The organism is Microbacterium sp. zg-B185, from assembly GCF_030246885.1.
Lineage (GTDB): Bacteria > Actinomycetota > Actinomycetes > Actinomycetales > Microbacteriaceae > Microbacterium.
This window is the reverse complement of sequence record NZ_CP126739.1, coordinates 1,280,633-1,306,112: the sequence shown is the minus strand read 5'-3', so window position 1 is coordinate 1,306,112 and position 25,480 is coordinate 1,280,633. Positions and strand designations below refer to the sequence as shown.

The window sequence follows — 25,480 nt, the reverse complement described above, 5'->3', positions numbered from 1 at the left end:
GCTTGCGCTCGCCGGGGATCTGTGCGCGGGGCTCGCCACGGCCGGCCGCGCGGTCGTAAAGTCGGCTCGTATCGCCTCCCCCAGCACTGGCCAGGCGCCTCGGGACGGGCGATGCGGTCTTCATCGGTCGGAGCGGTGGTGACCGCGACGGTGGCTCTGGCGGATCTGCGCGGCACTGGTGGCGACCTTGCCGGTCGCGGCCGTGGCGACCGGCGCCGCCGCCGTGCTGGTCGGCGTGATCTATCGGGGCCCTCCGCGTGCGAATCCTGCGGACGCACCCGCGTTGGCGGCAGGATGAAGGCATGGGGGATGCCGCGGCGAAGCGCCGACCGCAGACGCGCGGTGCGAACGACCAGCTCGTGAGCATCGGCGGCCGCCGCCTGCGCATCACGAACCTCGACAAGGTGCTCTACCCCGAGACCGGGACGACCAAGGGCGAGGTGATCGACTACTACACCCGGATCGGCCCGACGATGATCCCGCACGTGATCGGCCGCCCGGTCACCCGCAAACGCTGGCCGGACGGCGTGGGCACCGAGGATCATCCCGGGCAGGCGTTCTTCGCCAAGGACCTGGAGCCGGGCGCGCCGGAGTGGGTGCGCCGTCTGCCGATCCCCCATTCCGGCGGGCCGAAGGACTATCCGCTGGTCAGCGACGTGCCCACCCTGGTCTACCTCGCCCAGGTGGCCAGCCTGGAGCTGCACGTCCCGCAGTGGCGCTTCACTCCGGACGGAGCCCGGGGGGATGCCGATCGCCTCGTCCTTGACCTCGACCCCGGCCCCGGTGTCGGGCTGGCGGAGTGCGCGGAGGTCGCGCGGTGGGCGCGGGAGATCCTCGGCCACATGGGGCTGGAGCCGCTGCCGGTGACCAGCGGCAGTAAAGGGATCCAGCTGTACTCGGCGCTGCCGCCCGGGCAGAGCAGCGAATCCGCGTCCGCGATCGCGCACGAGCTGGCACGCGCGATCGAGGCGGATCATCCGGATCTGGTCGTCAGCAGCATGAAGAAGGCGATCCGCGGCGGCCGGGTGCTGATCGATTGGAGCCAGAACAACGGCGCGAAGACCACGATCGCCCCGTATTCGCTGCGCGGCCGGGCGTGGCCGAACGTGGCCGCCCCGCGCACGTGGGACGAGCTGGACGATCCCGATCTCGCCCAGCTTTCGTTCGAGGAGGTGCTCGAGCGTGTGGAGCGGATCGGCGACCCGCTGTCCGAACTGGGCTATCACGCCGGCGGGCGCACCGTGGACGAGGGGCCGCTGAGCACGTACATCGCCAAGCGGACCGCGGGCAAGACCCCTGAGCCGGTGCCGTCCAGTCCCGCCGCGGAATCGAGCCCACCCGGTGACCTGCCGGTCTTCGTCATCCAGGAGCACCACGCGACGGCGCTGCACTGGGACTTCCGCTTGGAGCGGGACGGGGTGCTGGTCAGCTGGGCGGTCCCGCGCGGGGTGCCGCACTCGTACAAGCGCAACAACCTCGCCATCATGACCGAGGACCATCCCATGGACTACGCGTCCTTCGAGGGCACCATCCCCGCCGGTGAATACGGCGGCGGGAGTGTCACCATCTGGGACGACGGCAGGTACGAGCTGGAGAAGTGGCGCGACGACGAGATCATCGCGACTCTGCAGGGGCGCCCCGGGGGCCCCCTCGGGCGCGTCCGCCTCGCGCTGATCCGCACCGAGGGCGCAGGCGAGAAATCCAGCTGGCTCCTGCACCGGATGAAGACCGATGCCGACGGGCAGCTTCAGCCCGACGGCGTGCCCGTCGAGGCTTCGGCACAGGCGGACGAACCACGGATGCCGCGGCGCCCGGCCACGCGAAGCTCAGCGTCTGCGCAGCCGGACCAGGCCGGCGACGTGCCGCTGGCCTGGCCCCCGGACCCGGAGTCCCTGCGCCCCATGCTGTCGACCGGCGCGACCGCGGAGCGCGCGACCCTCGCGGCGCGTCGGTGGGGCGACCCGGCCTGGGCCGAGGCGAAGTGGGACGGCATCCGGGCCGTCGGAGTGTGGGACGGCAGCCGGCTGACGCTGTTCGCCCGCAGCGGCAACGACATCACGATGAAGTACCCCGAGGTCACCGGTGCGGACGTGGGTCTGGGCGCCGAGCCGGCGATCGTCGACGGTGAGATCGTGGCGATCGACGAACGGGGGCGACCGAGCTTTCCGCTGCTGCAGACGCGGATGAACCTGCAGCGCGCCGGCGACGTCGCGCGGGAGGCGAAGCGGACACCGGTGCAGTACTACCTCTTCGACGTGCTCGGCGCCCACGGCCTGGATGTCACGCCGCGGCCGCTGCGGGAGCGTCGACGGATCCTCGAGGAGCTCGCCGGAGGCGCGTCCGCCCCGCTGGTCGTTCCTCCCGTCTTCGATGACGTGGAGATCGCCCTGGCGACCAGCCGTCGGCTGGACCTGGAGGGCGTGGTGGTCAAGGACCCCGCGTCCACGTACCGGCGCGGCATCCGGAGCGAGTCGTGGCTGAAGGTGAAGCTGACCCGCACGCAGGAGGTCGTGCTGGCCGGCATCCGCCCGGGGCAGGGGGGACGCGCGCACACCTTCGGATCGCTGCTGCTGGGCATCCCCGGGGCGGACGGACTGCAGTATGCGGGACGCGTGGGCACCGGGTTCAGCGACGCGACGCTGCGCTCGCTGATGCGCACGTTCGCGCCGCTGCACACCGACGAGAACCCGCTGGTCGGGGTGCCCGGGCCGGAGGCCCGCGGTGTCCAATGGCTGCGGCCGGAACTGGTCGGCGAGGTCGAGTTCGGCGAGTTCACGCCCGGGGGCATCCTGCGCCACTCCCGGTGGCGCGGCCTTCGGCCGGACAAGTCCCCCGCGGACGTGGTGCGCGAGTCCTAGCCCCCGCGGCTGTCGTCCCGCGCCGCTCGCGTCGCCCCGCTCCCCCGTCACAACACGCCGAGCGCCGCCGCAGAACGCGACAGGCGAATAGGCCGGTCCACCAACCCTCCCCGCTCCCCTGTCACAACACGCCGAGCGCCGCCGCCGAACCCGACAGGCGAACAGGCCGGTGCGGCCGGCCCTGGACGCCGGGGGTGTCAGGCGTGCGCGTCGTGCTCGACGTGGCCGGCGGGCTCCAGCTGGAACGTCGAGTGCTCGACGTCGAAATGCTCGTCCAAGCACGACTGCAGTCGCTGCAGGATCGCGCCCGCGCGGCCGTCCGCGAGCGCCTCGTCGTCCACGACGACGTGCGCCGTGAACACCGGCGCGCCCCTGGTGAGCTGCCACACATGCACGTCGTGGCAGTCCACCACTCCGGGCGTGGCGAGGATGTGGTCGCGGATCTCCGTGACGTGCATCCCCTTCGGAGTGGACTCGCTCAGTACCGAGACCACCTCACGCAGGAGCGACACGGCGCGCGGGATGATCATCGCCGCGATGAACAGCGACGCGATCGCATCGGCTTGGATCCACCCGGTCGTGACGATGAGGATGGCCGCGACGATCACCGCCGCGGATCCGATCAGATCGCCCATCACCTCCAGATAGGCTCCGCGCACGTTGATGCTCGTCCGCTGCGCGGCGCTGAGCAGCCACATCGCCACCGCGTTCGCGACCAGGCCGACGATCGCCACGACGAGCATCAGCCCGCCGGCGACCGCCACGTCGCTCGGGTTCATCAGCCGCTGGACGCCCTCGACGGCCACCCACACCGACAGGACGATGAGGATCACCCCGTTTGCGAGCGCCCCGAACACCTCGGCGCGCTGGAATCCGAAGGTCCGGCGGTCCGTCGCCGGACGCGCCGCCACGATGCTCGCGATGAGCGCGATCACCAGCGCCGCGGCATCCGTGAACATGTGCGCCGCATCCGCCAGCAGCGCCAGCGATCCCGACAGCGCCGCCCCGACGATCTGCACGACCATCACCACGGCGGTGATGGCCAGTGAGATCCCCAGCAGCCGGCGGTTGCCGGTGCCGCGGATGCCGGGAGCGTGGTCGTGCATACCCTCAGGCTACGACCGCCGGGCGGTCACCCGAGCGATTCCGGGCTAGTCGGGAATGAGTCCGGTTCTCGATAGCGACGGACGGCGCCGCGGCCGGCCCGGTGCCTGCGCAGGTCTCGCCGTGACCGGGCGCAGAGCGGGTGCAGACCGGGCTAGACCGGTTCGTCAGAGAGACGACAGCAGCGGTGCGAGCTCGCGGAATGCGCGTGCGCGATGGGATGCCGCGTTCTTCTCCTCTGCGCTCCAATCCGCGACCGTGCGTTCGGTCCCTTCGGGCTGCCCGTCGGGAATGAAGATCGGGTCGTACCCGAAGCCGCCCTCGCCGGACGCCGACTCTGCCAGCCGCCCGGGCCACCGTCCCTCGACGACGTGCACAGCGGCGCCGCCGTCCCCCGGGATCACGAGTGCGATGGTCGAGACGAAGGTGGCCGTGCGATGCGGGTCGCGGATGTCGGAGAGCTGGTCCAGCAGCAGGCTCACGTTGGCCGCAGCATCCTTCGCATGCCCTGCCCAGTACGCCGAGAAGACCCCCGGAGCCCCGCCCAGGACCTCGACGCAGATGCCGGAGTCGTCCGCCACCGCCGGCAGTCCGGTGTGAGCGGCGGCTGCGCGGGCTTTGATCAGCGCGTTCTCGGCGAAGGTCACACCGTCCTCGACCGGCTCAGGTCCGTCGTATCCGATCACGTCGAGGTCCGGGCGGGTCGCGGCGACGATCGCACGGAACTCTTCGACCTTGTGCGCGTTGTGCGTGGCCAGCACGATCGCCCTGCGTGCGGCATCCATGTCCGAGGTCCCTACTCCGCGGCAGCTGCCAGCGCGGCGACCTGCAGGTCACGGAGGTCCGCGCAGCCGGCCAGGCCGAGCTCGAGGAGCGCGTCGAGTTCGCGCTTGTCGAACGGGGCACCCTCGGCGGTCCCCTGCACCTCGACGAACAGCCCGCGGCCGGTCACCACGAGGTTCATGTCGGTCTCGGCGCGGACGTCCTCCACGTAGGCCAGGTCCAGCATCGGCTCGCCATCGATGATCCCGACGGACACCCCCGAGACCGAGTCGACGAGCGGGGTCGCCTTCTGGGCGATGAACTTCTTCGCCCGGCCCCACTCGATCGCGTCGGCCAGGGCGACATAGGCGCCGGTGATCGCAGCCGTGCGGGTTCCGCCGTCGGCCTGCAGCACGTCGCAGTCGATGACGATGGTGTTCTCGCCGAGGGCCTTGGTGTCCACCACCGCGCGCAGAGCGCGGCCGATGAGCCGCGAGATCTCGTGAGTGCGTCCGCCGATGCGGCCCTTCACGCTCTCCCGGTCGTTGCGACTGTTCGTGGCGCGGGGCAGCATCGCGTACTCGGCCGTGACCCATCCCTTGCCCTTGCCGGTGAGCCAGCGCGGCACGCCGTTGGTGAACGACGCGGTGCACAGCACCTTCGTCTCGCCGAACGAGATGAGCGCCGAACCTTCGGCGTGGCTGCTCCAGCCGCGCTCGATCGTGATGGGGCGCAGCTGGTCGACGCTGCGGCCGTCGGCGCGGATGATGTCGGTCATGAGTCTCTCTTCTTCTGTTGGTGTCCCACTCTCACACCGCTGACACGGCGTGTCGGCTGCACGATCGGGACACGGATCGGGGCAAGGCGCCTCAGCGCCCCGCGGGCAGGTCGATGGCACCGGTGTGGACCAGCTGCACTTCGCTGATCTCGCGGCCCATCAGGCGGTGGGCGAGACTGAGGAATTCGTCGGCGGAGTCGCCGGTGGCCTCGTACACGTGGCGGGAGGCGGCATTCGCACCGGAGAGCAGGTCCCGGCTCACGAGCTGGCGGTAGACGTCCTTCGCGGTCTCAGTGTCGCTGGAGACCAGGGACACGTCCGGTCCCATGACGTAGCTGATGGCGCCCTCCAGAAAGGGGTAGTGCGTGCACCCGAGGACGAGCGTGTCGACGCCGGCGTGCCGCAGCGGCGCCAGGTACTCCTCAGCCACCGCGAGCACCTCGGGCGAGTCGGTGATGCCCGCCTCAACGAACTCCACGAAGCGAGGGCACGCCTCCGCGAAGACGGTGAGGCGCTCGTTGACTTCGAGCATGTCCTGATAGGCGCCCGAACTGATGGTGCCGGCGGTGCCGATGACGCCGATGCGGCCGTTGCGGGTCGTGGACATCGCGGTGCGGACAGCGGGGCCGATGACCTCGACCACCGGTACGTCGTAGCGCTCGCGCGCGTCGCGGAGCATCGCTGCGGACGCGGTGTTGCAGGCGATCACGAGCATCTTCACGCCCTGTTCGACCAGCGTGTCGAGGATCTCCAGCGAATAGCGTCGCACGTCGGCGATCGGCTTCGGCCCGTATGGCGAGCGGGCGGTGTCTCCGATGTACAGCAGCGACTCGCGTGGCAGCTGGGCGGAGATCGCCCGCGCCACGGTGAGTCCGCCGACCCCGGAGTCGAAGATGCCGATCGGCGCGTCGTTCACGAGAGCCCAGCCTACCCGCGCTGCAGTCGGCGCGACCTCGTCCGCGCGGTCGCGATCGCCCAGAACGCCGCGGAACCGGCGAATGCGCCGGTTCCGGTCTCAGTAGGCTGAGCGCATGAGCGCGCCCTTCCCGCGGAGCACTGCCCTGCACACCGACCGGTACGAGTTGACGATGCTCGACGCGGCACTCCGCGACGGCACCGCGCAGCGACGCTGCGTCTTCGAGCTGTTCGGCAGGCGCCTGTCTGCGGGACGGCGGTTCGGTGTCGTGGCCGGCACCGGTCGCCTGCTCTCACTGATCCAGGATTTTCGCTTCGGCGACGACGAGCTGCGATTCCTCCGCGACGAACGGGTGGTGGATGCCGCGACGCTCGAATTCCTCGCCGGCTTCCGCTTCCGCGGTTCGATCACGGGCTACCGGGAAGGCGAGCTGTACTTCCCCGGCTCCCCGATCCTCACCATCGAGGGCACGTTCGCCGAGGCGGTCGTGCTGGAGACGCTCGCACTCAGCGTGCTGAACCACGACTCTGCCATCGCGACCGCCGCCGCGCGGATGAGCATCGCCGCCGGGGAGCGTCCTCTGTCGGAGATGGGCTCCCGTCGCGCCGGCGAGGAATCCGCGATCGCCGCGGCTCGCGCCGCGTACATCACCGGGTTCGGCGCAACCAGCAACCTGGAGGCCGGCCGGCGCTGGGGCATCCCGACGATGGGCACCGCCGCACATGCCTGGACGCTCCTGCACGACAGCGAGGAGGACGCGTTCCGCTCTCAGATCGAGGCTCTCGGCGTGGACACCACCGTGCTGATCGACACCTACGACATCCGGCAGGGCGTGGCGGCCGCCGTGCGGGTCGCCGGCACCGGCCTCGGCGGCGTGCGGATCGACTCGGGCGACCTTCCCACCGTCGCCGCTCAGGTCCGGGCGCATCTCGATCAGCTCGGGGCGACAGCCACGAAGATCACCGTCACCAGCGACCTGGACGAATTCGCGATCGCCGCGTTGGCGGCATCCCCCGTCGACTCGTACGGAGTGGGCACCTCCGTGGTCACCGGCTCGGGCACGCCGACCGCCGGCATGGTCTACAAGCTCGTCGCGCGGCAGGCATCCGACGGGTCGTGGGTCGCGGTGGCGAAGTCCTCGGCCGACAAGAGCTCGATGGGCGGCCGCAAGGCGGCGTTCCGCGCACTGCAGGACGGTGTCGCGACCGCCGAGGTCGTGGCGGTCTCGGACGGGTTCGAGCAGGTCGACACGGCGGCCGACCACCCCGGAGCGCGGCCGCTGCAGGTTCAGCTCATGGTGGAGGGGGAACCGGATGCCGCGTACCAGGGCCACCCCGGCGTCGAAGCCGCGCGTGCGCATCACGTCCGCGCACGGCACGAGCTTCCGGTGCGGGGGCTCGCGCTGAGCCGGTCGGATCCGGCGATCCCGACCGTCTTCGTCGACGCCGGCTCGTGAGCTGCCCCGCGGGGGGAACAGGACCGGCGATCAGCCGACGAGCGACTCGTAGATCTCCTTGCACGTCGGGCACACCGGGAACTTCTCCGGATCGCGTCCGGGCGTCCACTTCTTGCCGCACAGCGCGCGGACCGGCTTGCCCGTGATCGCCGATTCGAGGATCTTCTCCTTCTTCACATAATGCGAGAAGCGCTCGTGATCGCCGGGTTCCAGGTTCTCTTCCCGGATGAGCTCTTCGAGTTCTCGATCTAGGGTCGCGGTGCCACCCTGATCCGGGGTGTCGAGGGGGGTGCTCATGGTCAGTCAGTGTATCGCGCTGACAGAACGCGAGGGGCCGGGCGAGGCGCCGGCCGTCCCGGCGGGGGTGTTCTCACACGGATTCCGCGAACTCCATGAGCCGGCCGCCGCGCTGCCGGAAGACAGCGGATCCGATCGCGATGCCGACGATCAGCACGACCGCTCCGATCGCCAGGCCGCCCCACAACGCGAGCGTCGCCGCCTCCGGGTCGCCGTTCAGCGCCAGCCATGCCCACCACAGCGCCGGGGCGCTGAGTACGACTCCGCCCAGCATGACCACCGCCTGCGCGATGGCGCCGCCCGCGCCCACCCGCTGGGGTTGCTGGAACGGGCTCTCTCCGGGCCGTGAGACCGCGTACGGCGCGGCGACCGAGGAGATGCTCGACAGTCCCAGGCCGGTCAGGAACAGAGCGGCACAGACGCCGGCCATCGCCGGCAGCAGAGCCCAGCGACCGTTCAGGGCGACGGCGATCGGGACGCCGATCGCCAGCAGGGGGATGCCGATCAGCAGCACGGGGACCAGCCGCCCCACCCGATCGGATACTCCGCGGATGCCGCTCGCGATGTGCATCCAGATCGCCGTGGAGTCGTAGGCGACGTCATTGTGCGGGAACCAGCCGAGGAACAGCGCGATGATGGGGACCGGTACCAGCGCCACGATCTGCGGAGGGACACCCGCGATCAGCAGCGGGACCGTGGTCAGGACCGCCGCGACCGGGATGACGGCGATGTTCACGACGTAGCGGAGGTCGCGCAGCCAATAGATCAGGCTCCGTGCGGCGATCGCTCCACCGGCGGTTCGGGGAGCGACGGCGAACCAGCCCAGCCCGCCGCGCACGTGCACACTCACCGGCCGGTCCGTGGTGGAAAGCAGTCGTCTGACAAGCAGGAACCAGATCAAGCCGAGGGCGAGAAGGGTGCCCGCAGCGATGAGCACGATCGCGCCGGCCGCGCCGGTCTGCTGCTGCGCGAGCGCCCCGGGCAGGGCCCACGCCGCTCCCAGCGGTGTCAGCGCCAGGATCGAGACGGCCTCCGCCAGCTGCGGCGGGACCTGGCCGCGCCACTCCAGCGAGCCCAGGAACACGGCCACCGGTACGGCGACCACCAGGACGACGAGGGCAAACACTCCGGCCAGTTCACGTGAACGCCGCCCGCGCGAGAACAGGGCCGTCAGCGCCATGCACACCCGCGCGAGCAGCACGCACGTGGCAACACCCAGCACGACGCCGAGGCCCGCGGCCCACCCGGGAACGCCGCGCTCGGCCCACACGACGGCCGCGCACACCGCCACGGCCACCAGGACGAGCGTGGGCACGCTGAGCAACCCGGCGATGCCGAGGACAGCCGCCAGCCTGCCGGCGGGCAGGCCGAGGACCACGAACCGGCGAGGATCCAGCGGATCCGTCGCGCCGGCGATCAGGGGGGCCAGCGCGAACCCGAGTGTGACGGCGGACCCGCCGAGTACCGTGACGGCGAGCAGCTCCTCGGTGCGCGCATCCCGCAGCGTGAGAATCGCCCAGCACACGGTCACCGCGGACATCGCCAGCAGCAGCAGTCCCAGCAGCACCCGGGTCACGAGCGCGGAGTCGCCGCGCAGGGCACCCAGCAGAAGAGCGATCCTCAGTCGGAGAACGTGTGCAGCCACTCCAGGCCCTCCACGTCGCTCAGACCGCCCGCGAGCTCGATGAAGCGCTGTTCGAGCGTGAGCTCGCCGCGCACCTCGTCCACGGTCCCCTCGGCCAGCACCTGGCCGGCGACGATGACCGCCAGTCGGCCGCAGACTCGCTCGACCAGCTCCATCCCATGGCTGGAGAGGATGACCGTTCCGCCGTGTGCGACGTAAGCGGAGAGGATGTCGAGGATGATCGCGCTGGAGACCGGATCCACCGACTCGAACGGCTCATCCAGGACCAGGACCCGCGGAGAGTGGATCAGGGCGCCCGCGAGCATCACCTTCTTGACCATTCCCGCCGAATAGTCCGAGACGGCACGACCGAGGGCGCCGGACAGGTCGAAGGCACGCGCCAGGTCGGCGGTTCTGCTCTCGACGACGGCTGACGGCAGTCCGCGCAGCAGCCCGTAGTAACGCAGCAGCTGCCGCCCGGTGAGACGGTCGAACGTGCGCAGCCGATCGGGCAGCACCCCCATCTGCCGCTTCGCGCCGATCGGGTCGGATGCCGCGTCGATTCCGTTCACGAGGATGCTCCCGCGGTCAGCGCGCAGCAGTCCGGCGATCATCGACAGCGTGGTGGTCTTGCCGGCGCCGTTCGGTCCGACCAGTCCGTAGAAGATTCCGGCGGGAACGGTCAGATCGATGCCGTCCACGGCACGGGTATCGCCGAAGCTCTTGGTGATCCCCTTGACCACCAGCGCAGCGGTGCCCGCATCGACGGATGCCGTCACCGACGCGTCCGGCGCGGCGATGGTCGGCGGGCGGACGTACGCCCGGTCCAGGGCCACGACGATCGGCGCGTCGGCATCCGCGGGCGGCACCTCGGCAGGCAGCCCGGACGGCTCATCCGTACCCGGCGCACCGGGTCCGGCCGGCGGAGCCACCGCAGGATCGGCGGTCGCCTCGGCCAGGGACTCGGTCGTCGTGTCGGCCAGGGACTCGGTCGTCGTGTCGGCCAGGGACTCGGTCGTCTCCGCCGGCGCAGCCACCGCAGCCGCAATCGCCTCAGCCACGGGCTCAGGCTCGGGCTCGGTCGTTGTTTCGGGCGGCACAGCCACCGCAGGCTCGGCCGTCTGAGCCACGGGCTCGGGCGTCGTTTCGGGCGGCACGGCGACTGCTGGCTCGGCGACCGCCTCCGCGGGCTCGGCCGTCTCGGCAACGGACTCCGGCGCCCCGGCACGCTCCGGCGCTTCGAGCTCAGCCTCATCCGGTGTGGTCGGGGGCGGGAGCGGAGGACGCGGCGGGACGATGAAATCCGGCGGCGGCGGCAGATCCGGCGGCGGCGGCAGATCCGGCGGCAGCGGCAGATCCGGCGGCGGCGGCAGATCCGGCGGCAGCGGCAGATCCGGCGGCAGCAACAGATCCTGCGGCAGCGGCGGCGGCGGTCCCGGAGCGGGAGTCGGTTTCCTGCGCGGTGCCTTCTTGGCCGTGGTCCTACCCGATGGTCGTTTCGGGGTGGGCCGGGGTTGGGCCTGCGCCGCCGCGACATCGGCGGGCACGTCGGGTTTGGGCGGAAGCTTTCTGACCTGGCCGCGCGCGCCACCGGGTTCGCCATCCGAGAGGTTCGGATGGGCGTCTTGCGGCAGAGGCAGCGGGGCTGTCACCGATACAACCTACCAAGCGGTCCCGACGCGGCGGCAACGCGTGCCCCTGACCGGGCGAGCGTCTTTTTGTCACAAGTCTGCAACGGCGAGGGCCCTTCATGCCGGTTCCCAGGTGTCATCGCTACCATGAATTTTGGCACAAGGGAGTGTCGCGTCGGTGAACCGACAGTGAAGACACTCATCCCCAGGAGCAGACTTTTGACCCTTCAGACCGTGATTCTCGCAGCCGGAATGGGCTCGCGGCTAGGCCGCAGCCTGCCCAAACCCCTGACCGAGCTCAGCGACGGACGCAGCATCATGCAGCAGCAGCATGAGAACATCCGCGCCGCCTTCGGCACCGACGCGCGCATCACCACCGTCGTGGGATACAAGGCGGAGGCGATCGTGGAGGCCTTCCCCCGCGTCGACTACGTCTACAACGACCGTTACGACCAGACCAACACCTCCAAGAGCCTGCTGCGCGCCCTCACCAAGAGCGGCAAGGGCGGCGTGCTCTGGATGAACGGCGACGTCGTCTTCGATCCTCGGGTGCTGGGGCGGGCGATCGAGCTGATCGAGCGCGATCAGTCCTTCGTCGCGGTCAACACCTCGAAGGTCAGTGACGAAGAGGTCAAGTACACCGTCACCGCCGAAGGTTTCATCAACGAGCTGTCCAAGACCGTCCAGGGCGGCATCGGCGAGGCCGTCGGGATCAACTACATCTCCAGCACCGACAAGCAGGCATTCATCCGCCAGCTGTCCCGCGTGGACGACCAGGATTACTTCGAGCGTGGCCTCGAACTGGCGATCGTCGAGGACCGCGTCCTGCTGGAGCCGATGGACATCTCTGATCTGTACGCCGTCGAGGTCGACTTCGCCGAAGATCTGGAACGCGCCAACCTCTTCGTCTGAGCCCGCTCTGCTTGTCAAGCCCAGGCTTGGCTCGGTGGTGCACGCGTAAGATCGGCCCGATGGCCGAAAAGGTGCACCGAATCCACTCCCTCCCGGAAGACGCTCCGTGGACGGGAGGACTTCCGCCCGCCGGTTCGGACGAGCATCCGCTGATCGTCCGCATGCTGGACCGCGTGCTGGCGATCCAGCGGCCGGTTGTCGTGGCGCACCTGCGCAGCATCCGCCTGCGTCATCCCCAGGCCACTACCAGCGAGATCGTCCGCATCCTGGAACGTCGCTATCTCGCCGCCGTGACCACGGGAGGCGCGGCCGTCGGCGCCACGGCCGTCGTGCCCGGGATCGGCACCGGCGTGACGCTCGCGCTGAGCGGAGTCGAAACCGTCGGGTTCCTCGAAGCGACGACCCTGTTCGCGCAATCGGTGGCCGAGGTGCACGGGATCCCGGTAGCGGACCCCGACCGCGCGCGAGCGCTCGTCCTGGCCCTCATGCTGGGCAAGGAGGGCGTGGATCTGGTCGCGCAGCTGGCCGGTCAGGTCACGGGCAAAGGCCCCGGCCGCGACCGCTACTGGGGCGAGCTGGTCACCAAGACCCTTCCGCGGGCCGCGGTCGGTCCCCTCGTCGACCGTCTGAAGACCGCTTTCGTGCGCTCCTTCGCCGCGCGCGGCGGCGCATCCTTCCTGGGAAAGGCGTTGCCGTTCGGCATCGGCGCGGCGGTCGGCGGCGCCGGCAATCACATCCTCGGCCGGCGAGTGCTGATCGGGTCGCGCCGCGCGTTCGGACTGCCGCCGGTCGAGCTTCCGGTCGACCTGGAGCCCGGACCGGACACGCTGCGGCTGGAGCACGCCGCTACTCGCGGCATCCGTCGCGCCGGTGGAGCGATCGCTGAGGGGGTGACCCGCGGCGTCTCGGCGGTGGGCAGCGCCGGACGCAAAGTCGGTGGTGCGGTCACCCCACGCCGGCGGAAGGCGATCGAGGAACACGGTGCCGCGGCATCCGACCGTTCGATCGACGACGGTCACGCCGAGGGCTGAGACCCACCGCTCCTCCCCAGCGCCGGGTGATCTCCGTCCGCGCACATCAGCGGTCTGATCGGGCAGAATCGACGGCCCGTCGTCGGACGCCGCTTCTAGCGTTCCCGACATGTTGAGAGTCGTCGATCCCGAAGAGTTCCCGTCTGCATACCCTGTGCCGTGGCACGTCGACCACGTCTATGACACGCATCCCCTGATCACGAACGCCGGCAACACTCCCCTGGATTCCGTCCGGGTCTTCGTGGACAGCAGCGCGTTCGCGCCCGAGACCGAGCTCTGGGGGCAAATGCTTCCCGGCGAGACGATCGAGCTGTGCCTGTGCGATCACGACCCGGACGATGTGGTCGTGACGCTGAGCTGGTTCCGCCCGGAAACGGGAATCGAGTACGTGTGGCGATTTCTCGTCTGACACCACGACCCGCGCACGCAGACGCGCGCACAATGGAGGCATGGGTCTGTTCACGCCGCGTCCCGAAGAGCCCGCCGAGTGGGCCGGGCTTCCCTCTGAGCCGCTCGAGCCGGTCCATGCAGTCGACTCGCTGGACCCCGCGACCGGGTACACCGATCCGCTGCGCGTGCTGGGGCCGGCAGTGCAGTCCATCGTCATCCCGGTGGTCGTCCCCGTGGCGGAGCCGGGGCCGCCGGCCGCCGACACCGCTGAGCGGGAAGCCTCCGAACCGACGCCGGAGTGAGCGCCGGCCTGAAGATCAGTCGTCCAGGTCCGCCTCGTCCGACTCGGACTCGTCGTCTTCGTCCTGGTCGGCAGCTCCCCGCGCGTGCCACGTCTCCCAGGCAGCCATCAGCTGCCCCACCGCTGCGTGGAACCGCTGCGTCGCCGCTCCGGGGCGGGTGTCGCCGAAGTAGAAGGTCACCCACTGCTCCAACCGCGCGACGGCATCGGCGTCCTCCAGAACGCGGTCCGTTTCCGCGACGATGGCAGCGGCATCCGACGCCGCGAGCCATTCACAGGCCGACAGGTAGCCGTGCATGTCGATGACGGCCTCCGGGTCCACCGGCCGAGTGACCATCAGCGGACGGTCTGCGGCGAGTCGGTCGTAGACCATCGCCGAGATGTCGACGATGGCGACGTCGGCCGCGGCCAGCTGCCAGCCGAGGTCGGGACCGTCGTCGAAGACGTGGTTCGCGATGCTGTCCGCGGCATTGGCTGACTCGAGCGCGACGATGATGCGGCGGTTCGCCGCGCCGTACTCAGGGTTGACGACGCCGGAGCGCGGATGGGGGCGATAGATGACGCGGTGGCGGCCGGTGGCGAGCAGCGCGGTGATCAGCGTCTCGCCGTGCGTGAGAATCGAGCCGTAGTGCGCGGACGGACGGTCGCCCTCCCAGGTGGGGGCGTACAGGACCACGACGCGCTCATCCGGTGTGTACGGCAGCAGACCGGAGTAGTGGTCCGCCTGCGGGCGCCCGATCTGGATGGTCCGCCGGTCCAGGTCGTAGTCCCACAGCACCCGGCCGAGCCGCTCCCGAGCGGCCTCCCCCGCGATGAATGCGTAGTCATACGCCTTGTACTGGTTCGTGGTCATGTACATCTTGTCGGACTCGCCGTGGTTGATGAACACGTGCCAGCGCCGCCCGTACCGGAACATCTGAAAGTTTCGCGTGTTCTGGTTGACGTAGAGCACAACGCGGATGTCCTGATCCGAGATGAAGTTCTCCACATCGCGGACCGTGGGAACGAAGGCGACCGGAAGCGCACCGTCGGCCAGGAGCGCGCGCGCGCCGGTCGCAACGCGGCTCATCACGACCACCGGCCACGTCTTGCTCAGCTCCGCGAGCGGCTTGTACCACTGCCGCAGCTGGTACATGTTGACCGCACCGTCCGCGAAGTACACCGCGACGCGATAGCGATTCGGCACGTGCGGCGGCATCCGCTCGATCGCCTGCCGGACCTCACGGACGGCGCCGCGGCTGACGACCGCCTTGCGCAGCAGAGCTGCCGCCTTCTTCGCATCCGTCACAAGACCCACGCCTTCAGGATACCGGCGGGGCCGCGTGGCATGATCGACGGGTGCATGTCGACCAACCCGGACGCAAGGATGCGCCGGTCGTCGCCGAAGGCGCCGGAGTGAGCTTCGTCATGCCGGTGCTGAACGAGAGGGTCTACCTGCGCCGCGCCGTCGAGACCGTGCTCGCGCAGGACGTCGGTGGTCCCACCGAGCTGATCCTGGCGCTTGCCCCTTCGACGGACGGCACCACCGAGCTGGCCCGGGAACTCGCCGCCGATGAACGCATCGTGCTGGTCGACAACCCCGATGCCGACATCCCGATCGGACTGAACCGCGCCATTCGCGCCGCCCGGTATCCGACGATCGTGCGGGTCGACGCGCACTCCGAACTGGAGCCGGGGTACACCACGCGCGCCCTGGAGACTCTCGACCGCGTCGGCGCGGCCAATGTCGGCGGCGTGATGAAGGCAGACGGCCGGACGCCATTCCAGCGCGCCGTCGCGCGCGCATACAACTCCCCGATCGGCCTCGGTGGCGGGGCGTACCACGGCGGCACCTCCGAGGGCGAGGCCGAGTCCGCCTATCTCGGCGTCATGCGCCGGGACGTGCTGGACGAGGTCGGGCTCTTCGACGAGAGCATTCGGCGAGGCGAGGACTGGGAGCTGAACCTGCGCATCCGCCGCGCCGGTTACCGGGTGTGGTTCGATCCCGCGCTCTCGGTCACCTACTGGCCCCGCGAAAGCTGGACCCGACTCGTGCGGCAGTTCTCCGCGACGGGGCGGTGGCGGGGAGAGCTCGTCCGCCGCTACGGCCGCGGCAACTCGCTGCGGTTCTTCGCCCCGCCGGCTCTCGTCATCGCGCTGGTACTCAGTGTGGTCGTCGGGCTCCTGCAGCTCACCGGCGTGCTCACCGGATGGTGGGCCGTCGCCGCGTCGGCCGTCTACCTGCCGGTGCTGGCGTATGCACTGCTGGTCCTCGCCATGGCGCTCGGTCGCGGCGGCGGCTCCGGCTGGCGCGACAAGCTGTGGACCCTGGCCGTGCTGCCCAGCATGCATCTCGCGTGGGGCACGGGATTCCTCGTCGGCGTCGTGCGGGGTGCGCACGACACCGTCGATACGTCGCGACTGGGCGACCGCAACACCCCGCTGCCCTGACCTGTCGACACGCCGACCGCCTTTGTGCTCTACCGCTCGGCGGAGCGCTGAGCAAACATAGGCCCTCAGCCAGGTCAGGAGGCCCCGAAGTGAAAGCCCTCGTATACCAAGGAGCAGGCAAGAAGGCGTGGACAGAGGTCCCCGACCCGGAGATCATCCACGCGACCGATGCGATCGTGATAATCGAGGCGACCACCATCTGCGGGACCGATCTGCACATCCTCAAGGGGGACGTCCCCGCCGTCGTCGAAGGGCGCATCCTCGGCCACGAGGGCGTCGGCACGATCACCGAGGTCGGCACCGCGGTGGGCGGGCTGAGCGTGGGCGACCGCGTCATCATCTCGTGCGTGTCCGCGTGCGGCCATTGCTCCTACTGCCGCAGGCAGCTCTACTCGCACTGCCTGGCGCCCGAAGGCCAATCGGGAATCGGCTGGATCCTCGGGCACCTGATCGACGGAACGCAGGCCGAGTACGTGCGCATCCCGTTCGCGGACACCTCGCTGCACAAGGTTCCGGACACTGTGACGGATGCCGAGGCGATCCTGCTCTCGGACATCCTGCCCACCGGACACGAGATCGGCGTGCAGGCCGGGCGGGTCGCCGCCGGCGATGTCGTCGCCGTGATCGGCGCCGGTCCGGTCGGGCTGGCCACGATCGCCACGGCGGGGCTGTACGGACCGTCGCGGGTCATCGCCCTCGATCTGGATTCGAACCGCATCGAGCAGGCGAAGCGGTTCGGCGCGACCGACGGCGTGCTCTCCTCCGATGCGGACTGGAAAGAGCAGGTGCTGGCGCTCACCGACGGGTTGGGGGTGGATGTCGCCATCGAGGCGGTCGGGATTCCGGCCACGTTCGAGGCCGCGCTGGAGATCATCCGGCCGGGCGGTGTCGTCGCGAACGTCGGGGTGCACGGCAAGCCGGTGGAGCTGCCGATCGATCGCCTGTGGATCGCCAACATCGCCATCACGATGGGGCTGGTGAACACCGACACCACCCCGACGCTGCTCAAGCTCGTCGAGCAGCACAAGCTCCCGTCGGCGGCGTTCGTCACCCACGAGTTCCGGCTCGACCAGATGGACGAGGCCTACGACGTCTTCTCCCGCGCGGCGGAGACCGAGGCGCTGAAAGTCCTCATCCGCGCGTGAGTCAGGTCCCCGCGGCCTCGATGAACCGCTGGTCGATGATCCGGTCGACCACGCGCTCGGCAGCATGTCCGTCGTCGCGGGGATTGAACCTGTCTCGCCATTGCGCGTACTTCACCGCGAAATCCGCGGGGTCCCCATCGCGCAGCGCGAGGACCAGCTCCTCCTGGGTCTGCACCACGGGCCCCGGCGCGTGGGAGGCCAGGTCGAAATAGAACCCTCGCAGCTCGCCCCGATAGTGCGCGATGTCCGGAACGAGGAAGTACATCGGCTTGCCGGTCACGCTGAAATCGAACATCACCGACGAGTAGTCCGTGATCAGGGCGTCCGCGGCCAGCAGCAGTCGGGCGGTGTCGGGAAACCCGGTGACATCCAGGACGCGGGGGCCTGCGGCATCCCGTCCGGCCAGCAGCGTCCGGGAGTGACCGCGCACGAGCACGACCGAGTCGGTGGCCGCCGCCAGTGCGGCGGGGTCGATGAAGTCGACGATCTCGGTGCGGTCGTCGCGCCAGGTCGGGGCGTACAGCAGCACGCGCTCGTCCGGGCGGATGCCCAGGGCCTCCCTGGTCGCACCGTTGTCGCCGTTGACGAGAACGTCGTTGCGGGGATAGCCCTCCACCCAGATCGGTCGCGTCAGGAAGGCGTACGCCTTGCCCAGGACGCGGGCCGCGTAGGGGTTCTGCGCGAGCAGCACGTTCCAGCGCCGCGACTCCTTGAAGACGGCGGCCATCCTGCGCAGATCGAATCCGGGGCGATGCAGGGCCAGGCGCTTGAGCGGAGTGCCGTGCCAGGTCTGCACCACGACCTGCCCGGCCCGGCGGGAGAAGGTGCGTCGCAGCCAATCGTTGACCACGAGCAGCCGGGACGAGCCACGGGCCCGCCACCAGTCGGGGCTTCCGTCCACCACCGGGATGGCCCCCTCCGGGACCTGCACGGAAAGGTCCACGACGCTCCAATAGCGGGTCACTTCCGGCGCACGGCGGGCGATTTCGCGATCGATGGCGAGCGGGTTGTCGCTGGCGTTTCGCCCGTAGAAGCTCTCGAAGAAGACGGCGTTCTCCAGGGCAGTGGGTCGTGTCGCGTATCGGCGCTCCAGCGCCGCCTGCCCGTCGCCGGAGTCGTATGCGGGGTCGATCGGCGGCCCGATCGTGAGTGTGCTGCCCTCCAGCGCGGCGCGCAGCGTTCCGAGCTGAGTCAGGGGAAGGGATGCCGGCAGCTCGAGCTCATCGCCATCCGCGACAGCGATGCGCAAGTCGTAGCTGCCCACCGGCAGCGGAAGCTGCCCGCCGCCCCACCGCGAGGAACGCAGTGGAAGCACCGCGCGCCAGGTCTTGCCTCGACCGGTCATCGATCCCACGACCCGGGCGCGGGGCCCGACCAGTTCGACCGATTCCGGACGCGGGCCGGCACCGGAGACGATCAGTGTCGCTCCTGCATCGGTGGAGAAGCGGGCGTCGGTCATCTATTTCCCCTCGTCGTTCACGGCGCCGTCGATCCGCGCATCTGCGCGCACCCTCGCCAGGATCGCACGGTACACCCTGCGCGTGTTCTCTCCGTCGCGGAAGGCGTGCACGCGACGGCTCAGTCGCGCAGACCGCGCGATGCTCTGGTCGCGGACGGACTGCTCGCCCAGCAACGCGTCCAGCTGCGCCGCGGCCTGCGGCCAGTTCACCGCCCAGTCCTCGCCCGCGACATCCGCGTACGACCCGTAGAACCCGCGGGTGCGCGCGTACGCCTCGACGTCCGGCGCCAGGAAGAGGACCGGGAGCGGCACAAGCGCCGCATCGAACACGAGCGACGAGTAGTCGGTGACCAGCGCGTCCAGGCCCGGCAGAAGAGGGGTGACATCGGCGACGAGGTCGCTGCCGAGGCTGCGCACCCGCTCGGTCGCGGCGGGCGGGGCATAGTGGCCGGCCCCGAGTGGATGCGATCGCACCAGCAGGACGGCGTCGTGACGGTTCAGCACCGCGACGATCGCCCGCCACTCCTCCGCGGAGGGCACCGCCGGGTCGGGGGCACCGTCACGCCACGTCGGCGCGTACAGGATCAGCCGCGCACCAGGATCCAGCGTCCCCGTCGCCGCGCCGATCGCCGCCCGGGCAGCGGAGCGGCGCGTGTCCGCAGTGCCGCGCGAGAGGACATCCACTCGCGGTTCGCCGGTGACCGGGACATGCGCGTCCGGCAGTGCGAAGGCCGACTCGAGGCGTCCGCGGACGAGGTGGGAGGCGGCCGGCAGCACGTCTATGCGACGAGTGGCCGCGCGGTACATCGCACCGATCAGCACGGGCAGCAGGCGGGATCGCGGAAGGATGCCGCTGCGCACGGTCTCGGGCGAGTCCAAGCCGATCCGTTTGAGCGGGATGCCGTGCCAGAGCTGCACGATGACCGCACCGGGGACCGCGTAGCGGTTCACGTCTCCGAAGCCGTGCGTGACCACGACGATCCCCGCGCGTGCGGTGAGCCAGAACCCGCGCAGCGACTGCTTGCGCGCGTACGGGATGCCGCGAATGGCGGCATCCCTTTCCTGCTGAGCCGAGCCCACGAGCCAGACCGCGGGATGCCCATGCGCGGCGACCTCGTCCCACAGCGCAAGGGCACCGTCTGCGATGCCGACCGCGCAGCCGAACACCCAGGTACCCCGGCGACGCGGAATCAGAAGCGTGACGAGGCGGCCGAGCACGTAGAGCGGGATGCTCGCGATCTTCCGCGCGTTTCCCGCGCCGAACGAGAAAGACGCCACCCCGCGACTCTATCGCGGGGTGGCGTCTCGGACTCTGACCCGGTGTTACGGCTGCAACTCGCCCAGCGTCACATCGAGCGTCCGGGTCCGGCCGTCACGCACGAAGGACAGGGACGCGTCGCTGCCCGCGGCAGCGGCGCGGACCTGGGCGGTCAGGTCGGTGGCGTTCGTGATGGGCACCCCGTTGAACTCCGTGACCACGTCACCCTCTGCAAGCCCCGCCGCCTGGGCGGCGCCGCCCTCGACGACCTCGGCGATGTACGCCCCGGTGATCGTGGCGTCCTCGACCGCTGAGGCGTCGCGAACGCTCGCGCCCAGCAGACCGTGCGTCGCCGCCCCGTCCTCGATGATCTCGTCCGTCACACGCTTGACGATGTTCGAGGGGATCGAGAAACCGACCCCGATCGAGCCGGACGCACCGCTCGCGCCGCCTGCGGTCGCGATCGCGACGTTGATGCCGATGAGCTTGCCCTCGGCATCCACGAGAGCTCCGCCGGAGTTGCCGGGGTTGATCGCGGCGTCCGTCTGGATGACGGCGATCGAGATGGACTCGGTCGGAAGCTGCGTCGGGTCCTGGCCCTGTCCGAAGTCGAAGAAGAACGGCGGTGCCTCCTCGGAGTCCGGCGCCTGACCGTCCTCGGAGTCCGGGGTGTCGCTCGAGTCCGGAGCAGCCGAGGAGGCGATCTGGATCGAACGATTCAGCGCGCTCACGATGCCCGTGGTCACCGTGTTCTCAAGCCCCAGCGGAGCGCCGACGGCGATGGTCTCGTCGCCGACGTTGAGCTTGGACGAATCCGCGAACTCGATGGGTGTGAGGTCTTCGGCGCCCTCGAGTTTGATGACAGCGAGGTCGTACGTGGGGTCGGTGCCGACCACCTCGGCGTTGAACACGCGGCCATCGGAGGTGCTCACGCGGATGGTCGCGTCGGCGGACGCGCCGTCGAGTGTCACAACGTGGGTGTTGGTGACCACGTAGCCGTCACGGGTCAGGATGACACCGGACCCGGTGCCGGCACCGTTCGTGCCGGCTGCCTGAATGGTGACCACGCTGGGAAGCACCTTCGCGGCGATCGCCGTGGTCTGCGTGACCTCGTCGGGGTTGTTCACCGTCACAGTGGCCGGGCCGGCCTGCGAGCTCGTGGCCGCCGGCGTGAACAGGTTGACGCCGGCATAGGAGCCGCCCAGGCCCGCGGCACCGCCGACGATCGCGGCAGCGACCAGGATGCCGACGACCTTGCCGGCACCGGACTTCTTCTTCGGTTCGGCGTCGCTACGCGGCGTGCCTGCCGAGCCCGGACTCAGCGGCGTGGTCGGCCGGGTCTGGTTGGCATCCGGCCGTCCGGCCGCCGCACCGAAGGCCGACGCATTCTGCGGACCCGCCGTGGGCTGGCCCGCGTAGGACTGCGCGCGCGGGTGACCGTAGGGCGGTGCCTGCTGCGGGTAAGGGGGATAGCCCGCCGGCGATCCTGCCGGGCGTCCACCCTGCGGGGCCTGCCAGGCGGCCGCGCCGGGCTGGGCGGATGCGCCGGGCTGAGCGGGCGCACCGGGCTGGGCGGGGGCGGACGCGGGCGGCTGGGTGGCCGCCGGGGCGACCCGCTCGGGAAGAGGCGGGGCCGCCGGGATGCTGGGCTGCGAAGGCTCCGGCGTCGGCTCGGACGCGGTCACCTCCGGCTCCGTGGTCTCGGGTGTGGAAGTCTCGGGCGCTGTCGACTCGGGCGTAGCGTCGACCGGCGTGCGGGGGGTGGAATCTTCGGGGCGGTTGCCCGTGATGTCGCTCATGGTTGCTCCTTCTGCCGACTAAGACAACTGTGCTCCCGGATTCTGTGGATTTCTTATGCCAAGGATGGGCGTCGACTATGCGAGTAGCGTGAGCCGGATGCGAGAAATTCCAGGAGCCTGGCGCCGAACCGCGATGGGCGCCGGCCTCATCTCTGCCGATGCTTCACCCCGTCCCACCATCTTCGCCGAGATGTCGGCCCTTGCGGCGCGAACCGGCGCGATCAACCTGGGCCAGGGCTTTCCCGACGAGGACGGACCACGCGAAGTGCTGGACGCGGCACGGGAGGCGATCGCCAACGGCGTGAACCAGTATCCGCCCGGCCGTGGCACCCCGGATCTGCTGCTGGCCATCAGCGAGCATCAGCGGCGCTTCTACGGTCTCGATCTGGACCCGCAGCGCAATGTGCTGGTCACCGCCGGCGCGACCGAGGCGCTGGCGGCCGCACTGCTCGCGCTCATCGACGGCCCGGAGGACGAAGTGGTCGTCTTCGAGCCGTATTACGACTCCTACGCAGCGGTCGTCGCGCTCACCGGCGCCCGGCTCGTGACGGTGCCGCTGCGGTGGCCCGACTTCCAGCCCGACCTCGATCAGCTGCGCGCCGCGGTGACCGACCGGACCCGCGTCATCCTGGTCAACGACCCGCACAACCCCACCGGCGCCGTCTTCAGCCGCGAGCTCCAGGACGAAGTGATCCGCCTCGCGGATCGTCACGATGCCTTCATCATCACCGACGAGGTCTACGAGCACCTCGTCTTCGACGGACCCCATGTGCCGATCGCCACGCTGCCGGGGGCGTGGGAACGGACCCTCACCATCTCGTCGTGCGGCAAGACCTTCTCGGTGACCGGGTGGAAGATCGGCTGGATCACCGGGCCAGCCGTCCTGGTCGACGCCGTGCTCGCCGTCAAGCAGTTCCTCACGTACGTCAACGGCGCGCCGTTCCAGCCGGCGATCGCGACCGGACTGCGCATGTCCGATGACTTCTTCCGAGGCATCGCTCGGACGCTCCGCGACAAGCGGGACCTGCTCGGCGCAGGCCTGCGATCGGCAGGCTTCGAGGTCTCGATCGCTGCGGGTTCGTATTTCACGGTCGCGGACGCTGCTCCCCTGGGCGCGACCGATGCCGCCGATTTCTGTCGCGCGCTTCCGGACCGCGTCGGGGTCGTCGCCATTCCGTTGACGGCGTTCGTCACCGCAGGACGGCGTGCGCAGTACGCCACCCTGGTTCGCTTCGCGGCGTGCAAGCGCGTTCGGGTGCTCGAGGACGCGATGCTGCGCCTGGGCGCGCTGACCGCCTGAGCTGCGCGCGGGGGTCAGCGCGGGGAAGCGATGCCCACAGCTGCACGCTCACTCGCGCGGTACGACCCCCATCCGGCGCAGGCGCAGCGCCGGGTTGACCCGGCGCACACGCTGCACCGCGTCCCGGTCGAGGTGGGCGACGACGACGTCGGTCGCCGTGCCGATCGCGGCGACCTCGACGCCCTGCGGGTCCACGATCATCGAGTTGCCCACGCCCAGCGGCGGCGGGTGGTCGGCCGCGGCCACGAAGACCGTGTTCTCGATGGCGCGGGCGTGCACCAGCGTGCGCCAGTGGTGCTCTTTGAGCGGTCCCCGCACCCACTCCGCAGGAACGAGGAACACGTCGGCGCCGGCGTCGACGAGTGTTCGACCGACTTCGGGGAAACGCAGGTCGTAGCAGGTCATGAGCCCGAACCGCAGGCCCCCCAGCGAGAAGGTCTCTGGCGCGACCAGGTCCCCGGCCTGGACCCAGTCGGACTCGCGTTGACCGAACGCGTCGTACAGGTGGAGTTTGCGGTAGACCGCCACGATCCCGGTCGCATCGACCGCGACGACCGTGTTGCGCACATGGCGATCATCCGTCGCCCGCTCGAGGAGACCGGCGACGATGTGCAGCGCGTGTTCGGACGCTAGCCCGATCAGAGCCTGGACGAAGGGGCCGTCCAGGCCCTCGGCATTCTCGGCGAGCGAATCGTCGAACGGGTCGACGAAGTAACTCGAGTACTCGGGGAACACCACCAGCGAGGCGCCCCGATCGGATGCCGCGGCCGCGAGCTGCCCGATGGACGTCAGATTCGCCTCCTTGTCCGCGCTGGGTGCGAACTGAGCGACCGCGATGGCGGTGGTCTGAGCTGCCGGCGCGATCATCGGTCCGCCCCGTTATCGAGCCTCGCCCGGATGATGGCAGGACAAACGAGCCACAGCGCCAGGACGACCGCGGTGAGGGCCGCGATCGCGGTGACCGCGGCGGTGCGGTCGACCACGACATCGAAGACGAACCCGACGACCCCGACGAGCAGGACCGACACCGTCACGAGTGCCGTCAGCAGCGCCGCATGGCCGTATGTGACGACTTTGGCCTTCGCCCGCTGCTGGAAGAGGAACCGGTGGATGGCCACGGGTGCGAGCGCCACGATCGATGTGAGCGCCGAGAGCACGATCAGGACCAGGTAGAAGATCCGCTGGTCGTCGCTCAGGTCGCTGAAGGCGGGCTGGAAGGCCAGGGCCAGCAGGAACCCGGTGAGGATCTGCGTGCCGGTCTGCATCACCCGCAGCTCTTGGAGCACCTCGTTCCAGTTGCGGTCCGCACGTTCCGCGGGTGTTTCATCGCGCCCGTCGTGCAGGTCGTCCTGGTCGATGTCTGTCGGGGCGGTCATGCGCTCATCCTTGCCGTCACCGCCTGCAAACGGCAAGCCGAGCACCGCCGGGCAACCGGCCGGTTTTGCCGTGCTAAGCTTTTCCTGTGCCGCGGGGTGGAGCAGTTCGGTAGCTCGCTGGGCTCATAACCCAGAGGTCGCAGGTTCAAATCCTGTCCCCGCAACGAAAACAAGAAGGCGTCCCTCCGGGGGCGCCTTCTTCTTTTCTTCCGAGCCCGGCGCAGGCAGACGCCGAGCGGCGATCGCTATTCGCGCCAGGGCAGGTTCAGGTCCTCGGCATCGACGTCGACGTCGCCCACGTCGTCGGGACCACCGGTGCCGGGAACAGCGCGGACCGCATCCTCGTCGATGTCGTCGTCGATCGTCTCCGGCAATGCGTCCGCCTGCTTCTGCTGCGTCTCGGTCTCACTGGCCGGACTGTAGGTCATGTCTTTGCGCACCTGATCGGATTCCGTCAACGGCGCCGGTGGCATCGCCTCCGTCTCCCCCGCTGCGAATGCCGGGCCCACATCGTCCTTGTGTCTGCTCACGTCTCACCCTCCGACTCGTAGGTTCGTCACGTTAGCCGCCGGGCTCCGGTTCTGGGACGGGCTTGACATGCCATGCCGTGGCTATCCGGGCGTCGACCTGGGAGGGTGTTCTCGTGCGTTCCG

At 70.0% G+C, this 25,480-nt stretch carries 23 protein-coding genes and 1 tRNA gene; 10 read left to right on the top strand and 14 right to left on the bottom strand.

Translation table 11 applies throughout. From position 1 onward, the window contains the following. Nucleotides 1-302 precede the first annotated feature (302 nt). On the top strand, nucleotides 303-2,858 hold the full coding sequence (locus tag QNO12_RS06175) for an ATP-dependent DNA ligase (protein WP_257501881.1): 2,556 nt from the start codon (nucleotides 303-305) through the stop codon (nucleotides 2,856-2,858). Between the two features lie 197 nt (nucleotides 2,859-3,055). Here the strand turns inward: QNO12_RS06175 and QNO12_RS06170 are convergent, their stop codons facing one another. From QNO12_RS06170 to murI, 4 genes are all read right to left on the bottom strand, one after another. Continuing rightward, nucleotides 3,056-3,964, bottom strand: a complete 909-nt coding sequence (locus tag QNO12_RS06170; protein ID WP_257501880.1) for a cation diffusion facilitator family transporter — start codon at nucleotides 3,962-3,964, stop codon at nucleotides 3,056-3,058. A gap of 165 nt (nucleotides 3,965-4,129) precedes the next feature. Next, nucleotides 4,130-4,747, bottom strand: a complete 618-nt coding sequence (gene rdgB, locus QNO12_RS06165; protein WP_257501879.1) for an RdgB/HAM1 family non-canonical purine NTP pyrophosphatase — start codon at nucleotides 4,745-4,747, stop codon at nucleotides 4,130-4,132. 11 nt (nucleotides 4,748-4,758) lie between these two features. Continuing rightward, nucleotides 4,759-5,502, bottom strand: a complete 744-nt coding sequence (gene rph / locus QNO12_RS06160) for a ribonuclease PH (RefSeq protein WP_257501878.1) — start codon at nucleotides 5,500-5,502, stop codon at nucleotides 4,759-4,761. Between the two features lie 91 nt (nucleotides 5,503-5,593). Then, complete coding sequence (gene murI / locus QNO12_RS06155) at nucleotides 5,594-6,418, bottom strand: glutamate racemase (RefSeq protein WP_257501877.1); 825 nt, start codon at nucleotides 6,416-6,418, stop codon at nucleotides 5,594-5,596. A 115-nt stretch (nucleotides 6,419-6,533) separates the two neighbouring features. Here murI and QNO12_RS06150 point away from each other — a divergent pair, with 115 nt between their 5' ends. Next, on the top strand, nucleotides 6,534-7,874 hold the full coding sequence (locus QNO12_RS06150) for a nicotinate phosphoribosyltransferase (RefSeq protein ID WP_257501876.1): 1,341 nt from the start codon (nucleotides 6,534-6,536) through the stop codon (nucleotides 7,872-7,874). 30 nt (nucleotides 7,875-7,904) lie between these two features. Here the strand turns inward: QNO12_RS06150 and QNO12_RS06145 are convergent, their stop codons facing one another. The 3 genes from QNO12_RS06145 to QNO12_RS17015 all read right to left on the bottom strand — a co-directional run bounded on the left by QNO12_RS06145 (nucleotide 7,905) and on the right by QNO12_RS17015 (nucleotide 11,447). Then, a complete protein-coding gene (locus QNO12_RS06145; RefSeq protein ID WP_257501875.1) occupies nucleotides 7,905-8,171 on the bottom strand; it encodes a DUF3039 domain-containing protein in 267 nt (88 codons plus the stop codon). A 73-nt stretch (nucleotides 8,172-8,244) separates the two neighbouring features. Next, nucleotides 8,245-9,816 (bottom strand): hypothetical protein, encoded by a 1,572-nt coding sequence (locus tag QNO12_RS06140; protein ID WP_257501874.1) that lies wholly within the window; start codon nucleotides 9,814-9,816, stop codon nucleotides 8,245-8,247. Continuing rightward, entirely contained in the window at nucleotides 9,792-11,447 is a 1,656-nt protein-coding gene (locus QNO12_RS17015; protein WP_308495356.1) for an ABC transporter ATP-binding protein, read from the bottom strand. Before QNO12_RS17015 ends, QNO12_RS06140 begins: the two co-directional genes overlap by 25 nt. Nucleotides 11,448-11,645: 198 nt before the next feature. Here QNO12_RS17015 and QNO12_RS06130 point away from each other — a divergent pair, with 198 nt between their 5' ends. From QNO12_RS06130 to QNO12_RS06115, 4 genes are all read left to right on the top strand, one after another. Beyond that, on the top strand, nucleotides 11,646-12,338 hold the full coding sequence (locus tag QNO12_RS06130; RefSeq protein ID WP_257501873.1) for a phosphocholine cytidylyltransferase family protein: 693 nt from the start codon (nucleotides 11,646-11,648) through the stop codon (nucleotides 12,336-12,338). Nucleotides 12,339-12,397: 59 nt separating this feature from the next. Further along, nucleotides 12,398-13,369, top strand: coding sequence for a hypothetical protein (locus QNO12_RS06125; protein ID WP_257501872.1), 972 nt, complete (start codon nucleotides 12,398-12,400; stop codon nucleotides 13,367-13,369). Between the two features lie 109 nt (nucleotides 13,370-13,478). After that, nucleotides 13,479-13,778: a hypothetical protein gene (locus QNO12_RS06120; protein ID WP_257501871.1), complete on the top strand. Its 300-nt coding sequence runs from the start codon at nucleotides 13,479-13,481 to the stop codon at nucleotides 13,776-13,778. Nucleotides 13,779-13,818: 40 nt separating this feature from the next. After that, a complete protein-coding gene (locus tag QNO12_RS06115) occupies nucleotides 13,819-14,061 on the top strand; it encodes a hypothetical protein (protein WP_257501870.1) in 243 nt (80 codons plus the stop codon). A 15-nt stretch (nucleotides 14,062-14,076) separates the two neighbouring features. On the opposite strand, the gene QNO12_RS06110 is transcribed toward QNO12_RS06115, so the two are convergent. Further along, nucleotides 14,077-15,357 (bottom strand): CDP-glycerol glycerophosphotransferase family protein, encoded by a 1,281-nt coding sequence (locus tag QNO12_RS06110; RefSeq protein ID WP_257501869.1) that lies wholly within the window; start codon nucleotides 15,355-15,357, stop codon nucleotides 14,077-14,079. Between the two features lie 110 nt (nucleotides 15,358-15,467). On the opposite strand from QNO12_RS06110, the gene QNO12_RS06105 reads away from it, so the two are divergent. Beyond that, a complete protein-coding gene (locus tag QNO12_RS06105) occupies nucleotides 15,468-16,490 on the top strand; it encodes a glycosyltransferase family 2 protein (protein ID WP_306820620.1) in 1,023 nt (340 codons plus the stop codon). Between the two features lie 89 nt (nucleotides 16,491-16,579). Then, on the top strand, nucleotides 16,580-17,635 hold the full coding sequence (locus QNO12_RS06100; RefSeq protein ID WP_257501867.1) for a zinc-dependent alcohol dehydrogenase family protein: 1,056 nt from the start codon (nucleotides 16,580-16,582) through the stop codon (nucleotides 17,633-17,635). A gap of 1 nt (nucleotide 17,636) precedes the next feature. On the opposite strand, the gene QNO12_RS06095 is transcribed toward QNO12_RS06100, so the two are convergent. From QNO12_RS06095 to QNO12_RS06085, 3 genes are read right to left on the bottom strand one after another with little or no spacing between them, the layout of a single operon-like run. Then, on the bottom strand, nucleotides 17,637-19,094 hold the full coding sequence (locus tag QNO12_RS06095) for a CDP-glycerol glycerophosphotransferase family protein (protein WP_257501866.1): 1,458 nt from the start codon (nucleotides 19,092-19,094) through the stop codon (nucleotides 17,637-17,639). Next, nucleotides 19,095-20,372, bottom strand: coding sequence for a CDP-glycerol glycerophosphotransferase family protein (locus QNO12_RS06090; protein ID WP_257501865.1), 1,278 nt, complete (start codon nucleotides 20,370-20,372; stop codon nucleotides 19,095-19,097). A 45-nt stretch (nucleotides 20,373-20,417) separates the two neighbouring features. Next, nucleotides 20,418-22,151: a S1C family serine protease gene (locus QNO12_RS06085; protein ID WP_257501864.1), complete on the bottom strand. Its 1,734-nt coding sequence runs from the start codon at nucleotides 22,149-22,151 to the stop codon at nucleotides 20,418-20,420. 97 nt (nucleotides 22,152-22,248) lie between these two features. On the opposite strand from QNO12_RS06085, the gene QNO12_RS06080 reads away from it, so the two are divergent. Continuing rightward, on the top strand, nucleotides 22,249-23,451 hold the full coding sequence (locus QNO12_RS06080; RefSeq protein WP_257501863.1) for an aminotransferase class I/II-fold pyridoxal phosphate-dependent enzyme: 1,203 nt from the start codon (nucleotides 22,249-22,251) through the stop codon (nucleotides 23,449-23,451). A 48-nt stretch (nucleotides 23,452-23,499) separates the two neighbouring features. Here QNO12_RS06080 and QNO12_RS06075 read toward each other — a convergent pair whose 3' ends face one another. Both QNO12_RS06075 and QNO12_RS06070 read right to left on the bottom strand, forming a co-directional pair. Beyond that, nucleotides 23,500-24,318: a carbon-nitrogen hydrolase family protein gene (locus QNO12_RS06075; protein ID WP_257501862.1), complete on the bottom strand. Its 819-nt coding sequence runs from the start codon at nucleotides 24,316-24,318 to the stop codon at nucleotides 23,500-23,502. Then, complete coding sequence (locus tag QNO12_RS06070) at nucleotides 24,315-24,827, bottom strand: DUF6328 family protein (protein WP_257501861.1); 513 nt, start codon at nucleotides 24,825-24,827, stop codon at nucleotides 24,315-24,317. Before QNO12_RS06070 ends, QNO12_RS06075 begins: the two co-directional genes overlap by 4 nt. Before the next feature lie 90 nt (nucleotides 24,828-24,917). Between QNO12_RS06070 and QNO12_RS06065 the strand changes: the two genes are divergently transcribed. Then, nucleotides 24,918-24,991 (top strand) — tRNA-Met (locus QNO12_RS06065). Nucleotides 24,992-25,072: 81 nt separating this feature from the next. Here QNO12_RS06065 and QNO12_RS06060 read toward each other — a convergent pair. Then, nucleotides 25,073-25,357: a hypothetical protein gene (locus QNO12_RS06060; protein WP_257501860.1), complete on the bottom strand. Its 285-nt coding sequence runs from the start codon at nucleotides 25,355-25,357 to the stop codon at nucleotides 25,073-25,075. Nucleotides 25,358-25,480 lie beyond the last annotated feature (123 nt).

Bases quoted from the DNA above. Each gene is read 5' to 3' on its own strand.
- QNO12_RS06150 (WP_257501876.1), top strand. From the start codon at position 6,534: ATGAGCGCGCCCTTCCCGCGGAGCACTGCCCTGCACACCGACCGGTAC.
- QNO12_RS06170 (WP_257501880.1), bottom strand. From the start codon at position 3,964: ATGCACGACCACGCTCCCGGCATCCGCGGCACCGGCAACCGCCGGCTG.
- QNO12_RS06175 (WP_257501881.1), top strand. From the start codon at position 303: ATGGGGGATGCCGCGGCGAAGCGCCGACCGCAGACGCGCGGTGCGAAC.
- rph (WP_257501878.1), bottom strand. From the start codon at position 5,502: ATGACCGACATCATCCGCGCCGACGGCCGCAGCGTCGACCAGCTGCGC.
- rdgB (WP_257501879.1), bottom strand. From the start codon at position 4,747: ATGGATGCCGCACGCAGGGCGATCGTGCTGGCCACGCACAACGCGCAC.
- QNO12_RS06075 (WP_257501862.1), bottom strand. From the start codon at position 24,318: ATGATCGCGCCGGCAGCTCAGACCACCGCCATCGCGGTCGCTCAGTTC.
- QNO12_RS06105 (WP_306820620.1), top strand. From the start codon at position 15,468: ATGCCGGTGCTGAACGAGAGGGTCTACCTGCGCCGCGCCGTCGAGACC.
- QNO12_RS06115 (WP_257501870.1), top strand. From the start codon at position 13,819: ATGGGTCTGTTCACGCCGCGTCCCGAAGAGCCCGCCGAGTGGGCCGGG.
- QNO12_RS06125 (WP_257501872.1), top strand. From the start codon at position 12,398: ATGGCCGAAAAGGTGCACCGAATCCACTCCCTCCCGGAAGACGCTCCG.
- QNO12_RS06120 (WP_257501871.1), top strand. From the start codon at position 13,479: ATGTTGAGAGTCGTCGATCCCGAAGAGTTCCCGTCTGCATACCCTGTG.
- QNO12_RS06080 (WP_257501863.1), top strand. From the start codon at position 22,249: ATGCGAGAAATTCCAGGAGCCTGGCGCCGAACCGCGATGGGCGCCGGC.
- QNO12_RS06070 (WP_257501861.1), bottom strand. From the start codon at position 24,827: ATGACCGCCCCGACAGACATCGACCAGGACGACCTGCACGACGGGCGC.
- QNO12_RS06145 (WP_257501875.1), bottom strand. From the start codon at position 8,171: ATGAGCACCCCCCTCGACACCCCGGATCAGGGTGGCACCGCGACCCTA.
- QNO12_RS06095 (WP_257501866.1), bottom strand. From the start codon at position 19,094: ATGACCGACGCCCGCTTCTCCACCGATGCAGGAGCGACACTGATCGTC.
- QNO12_RS06085 (WP_257501864.1), bottom strand. From the start codon at position 22,151: ATGAGCGACATCACGGGCAACCGCCCCGAAGATTCCACCCCCCGCACG.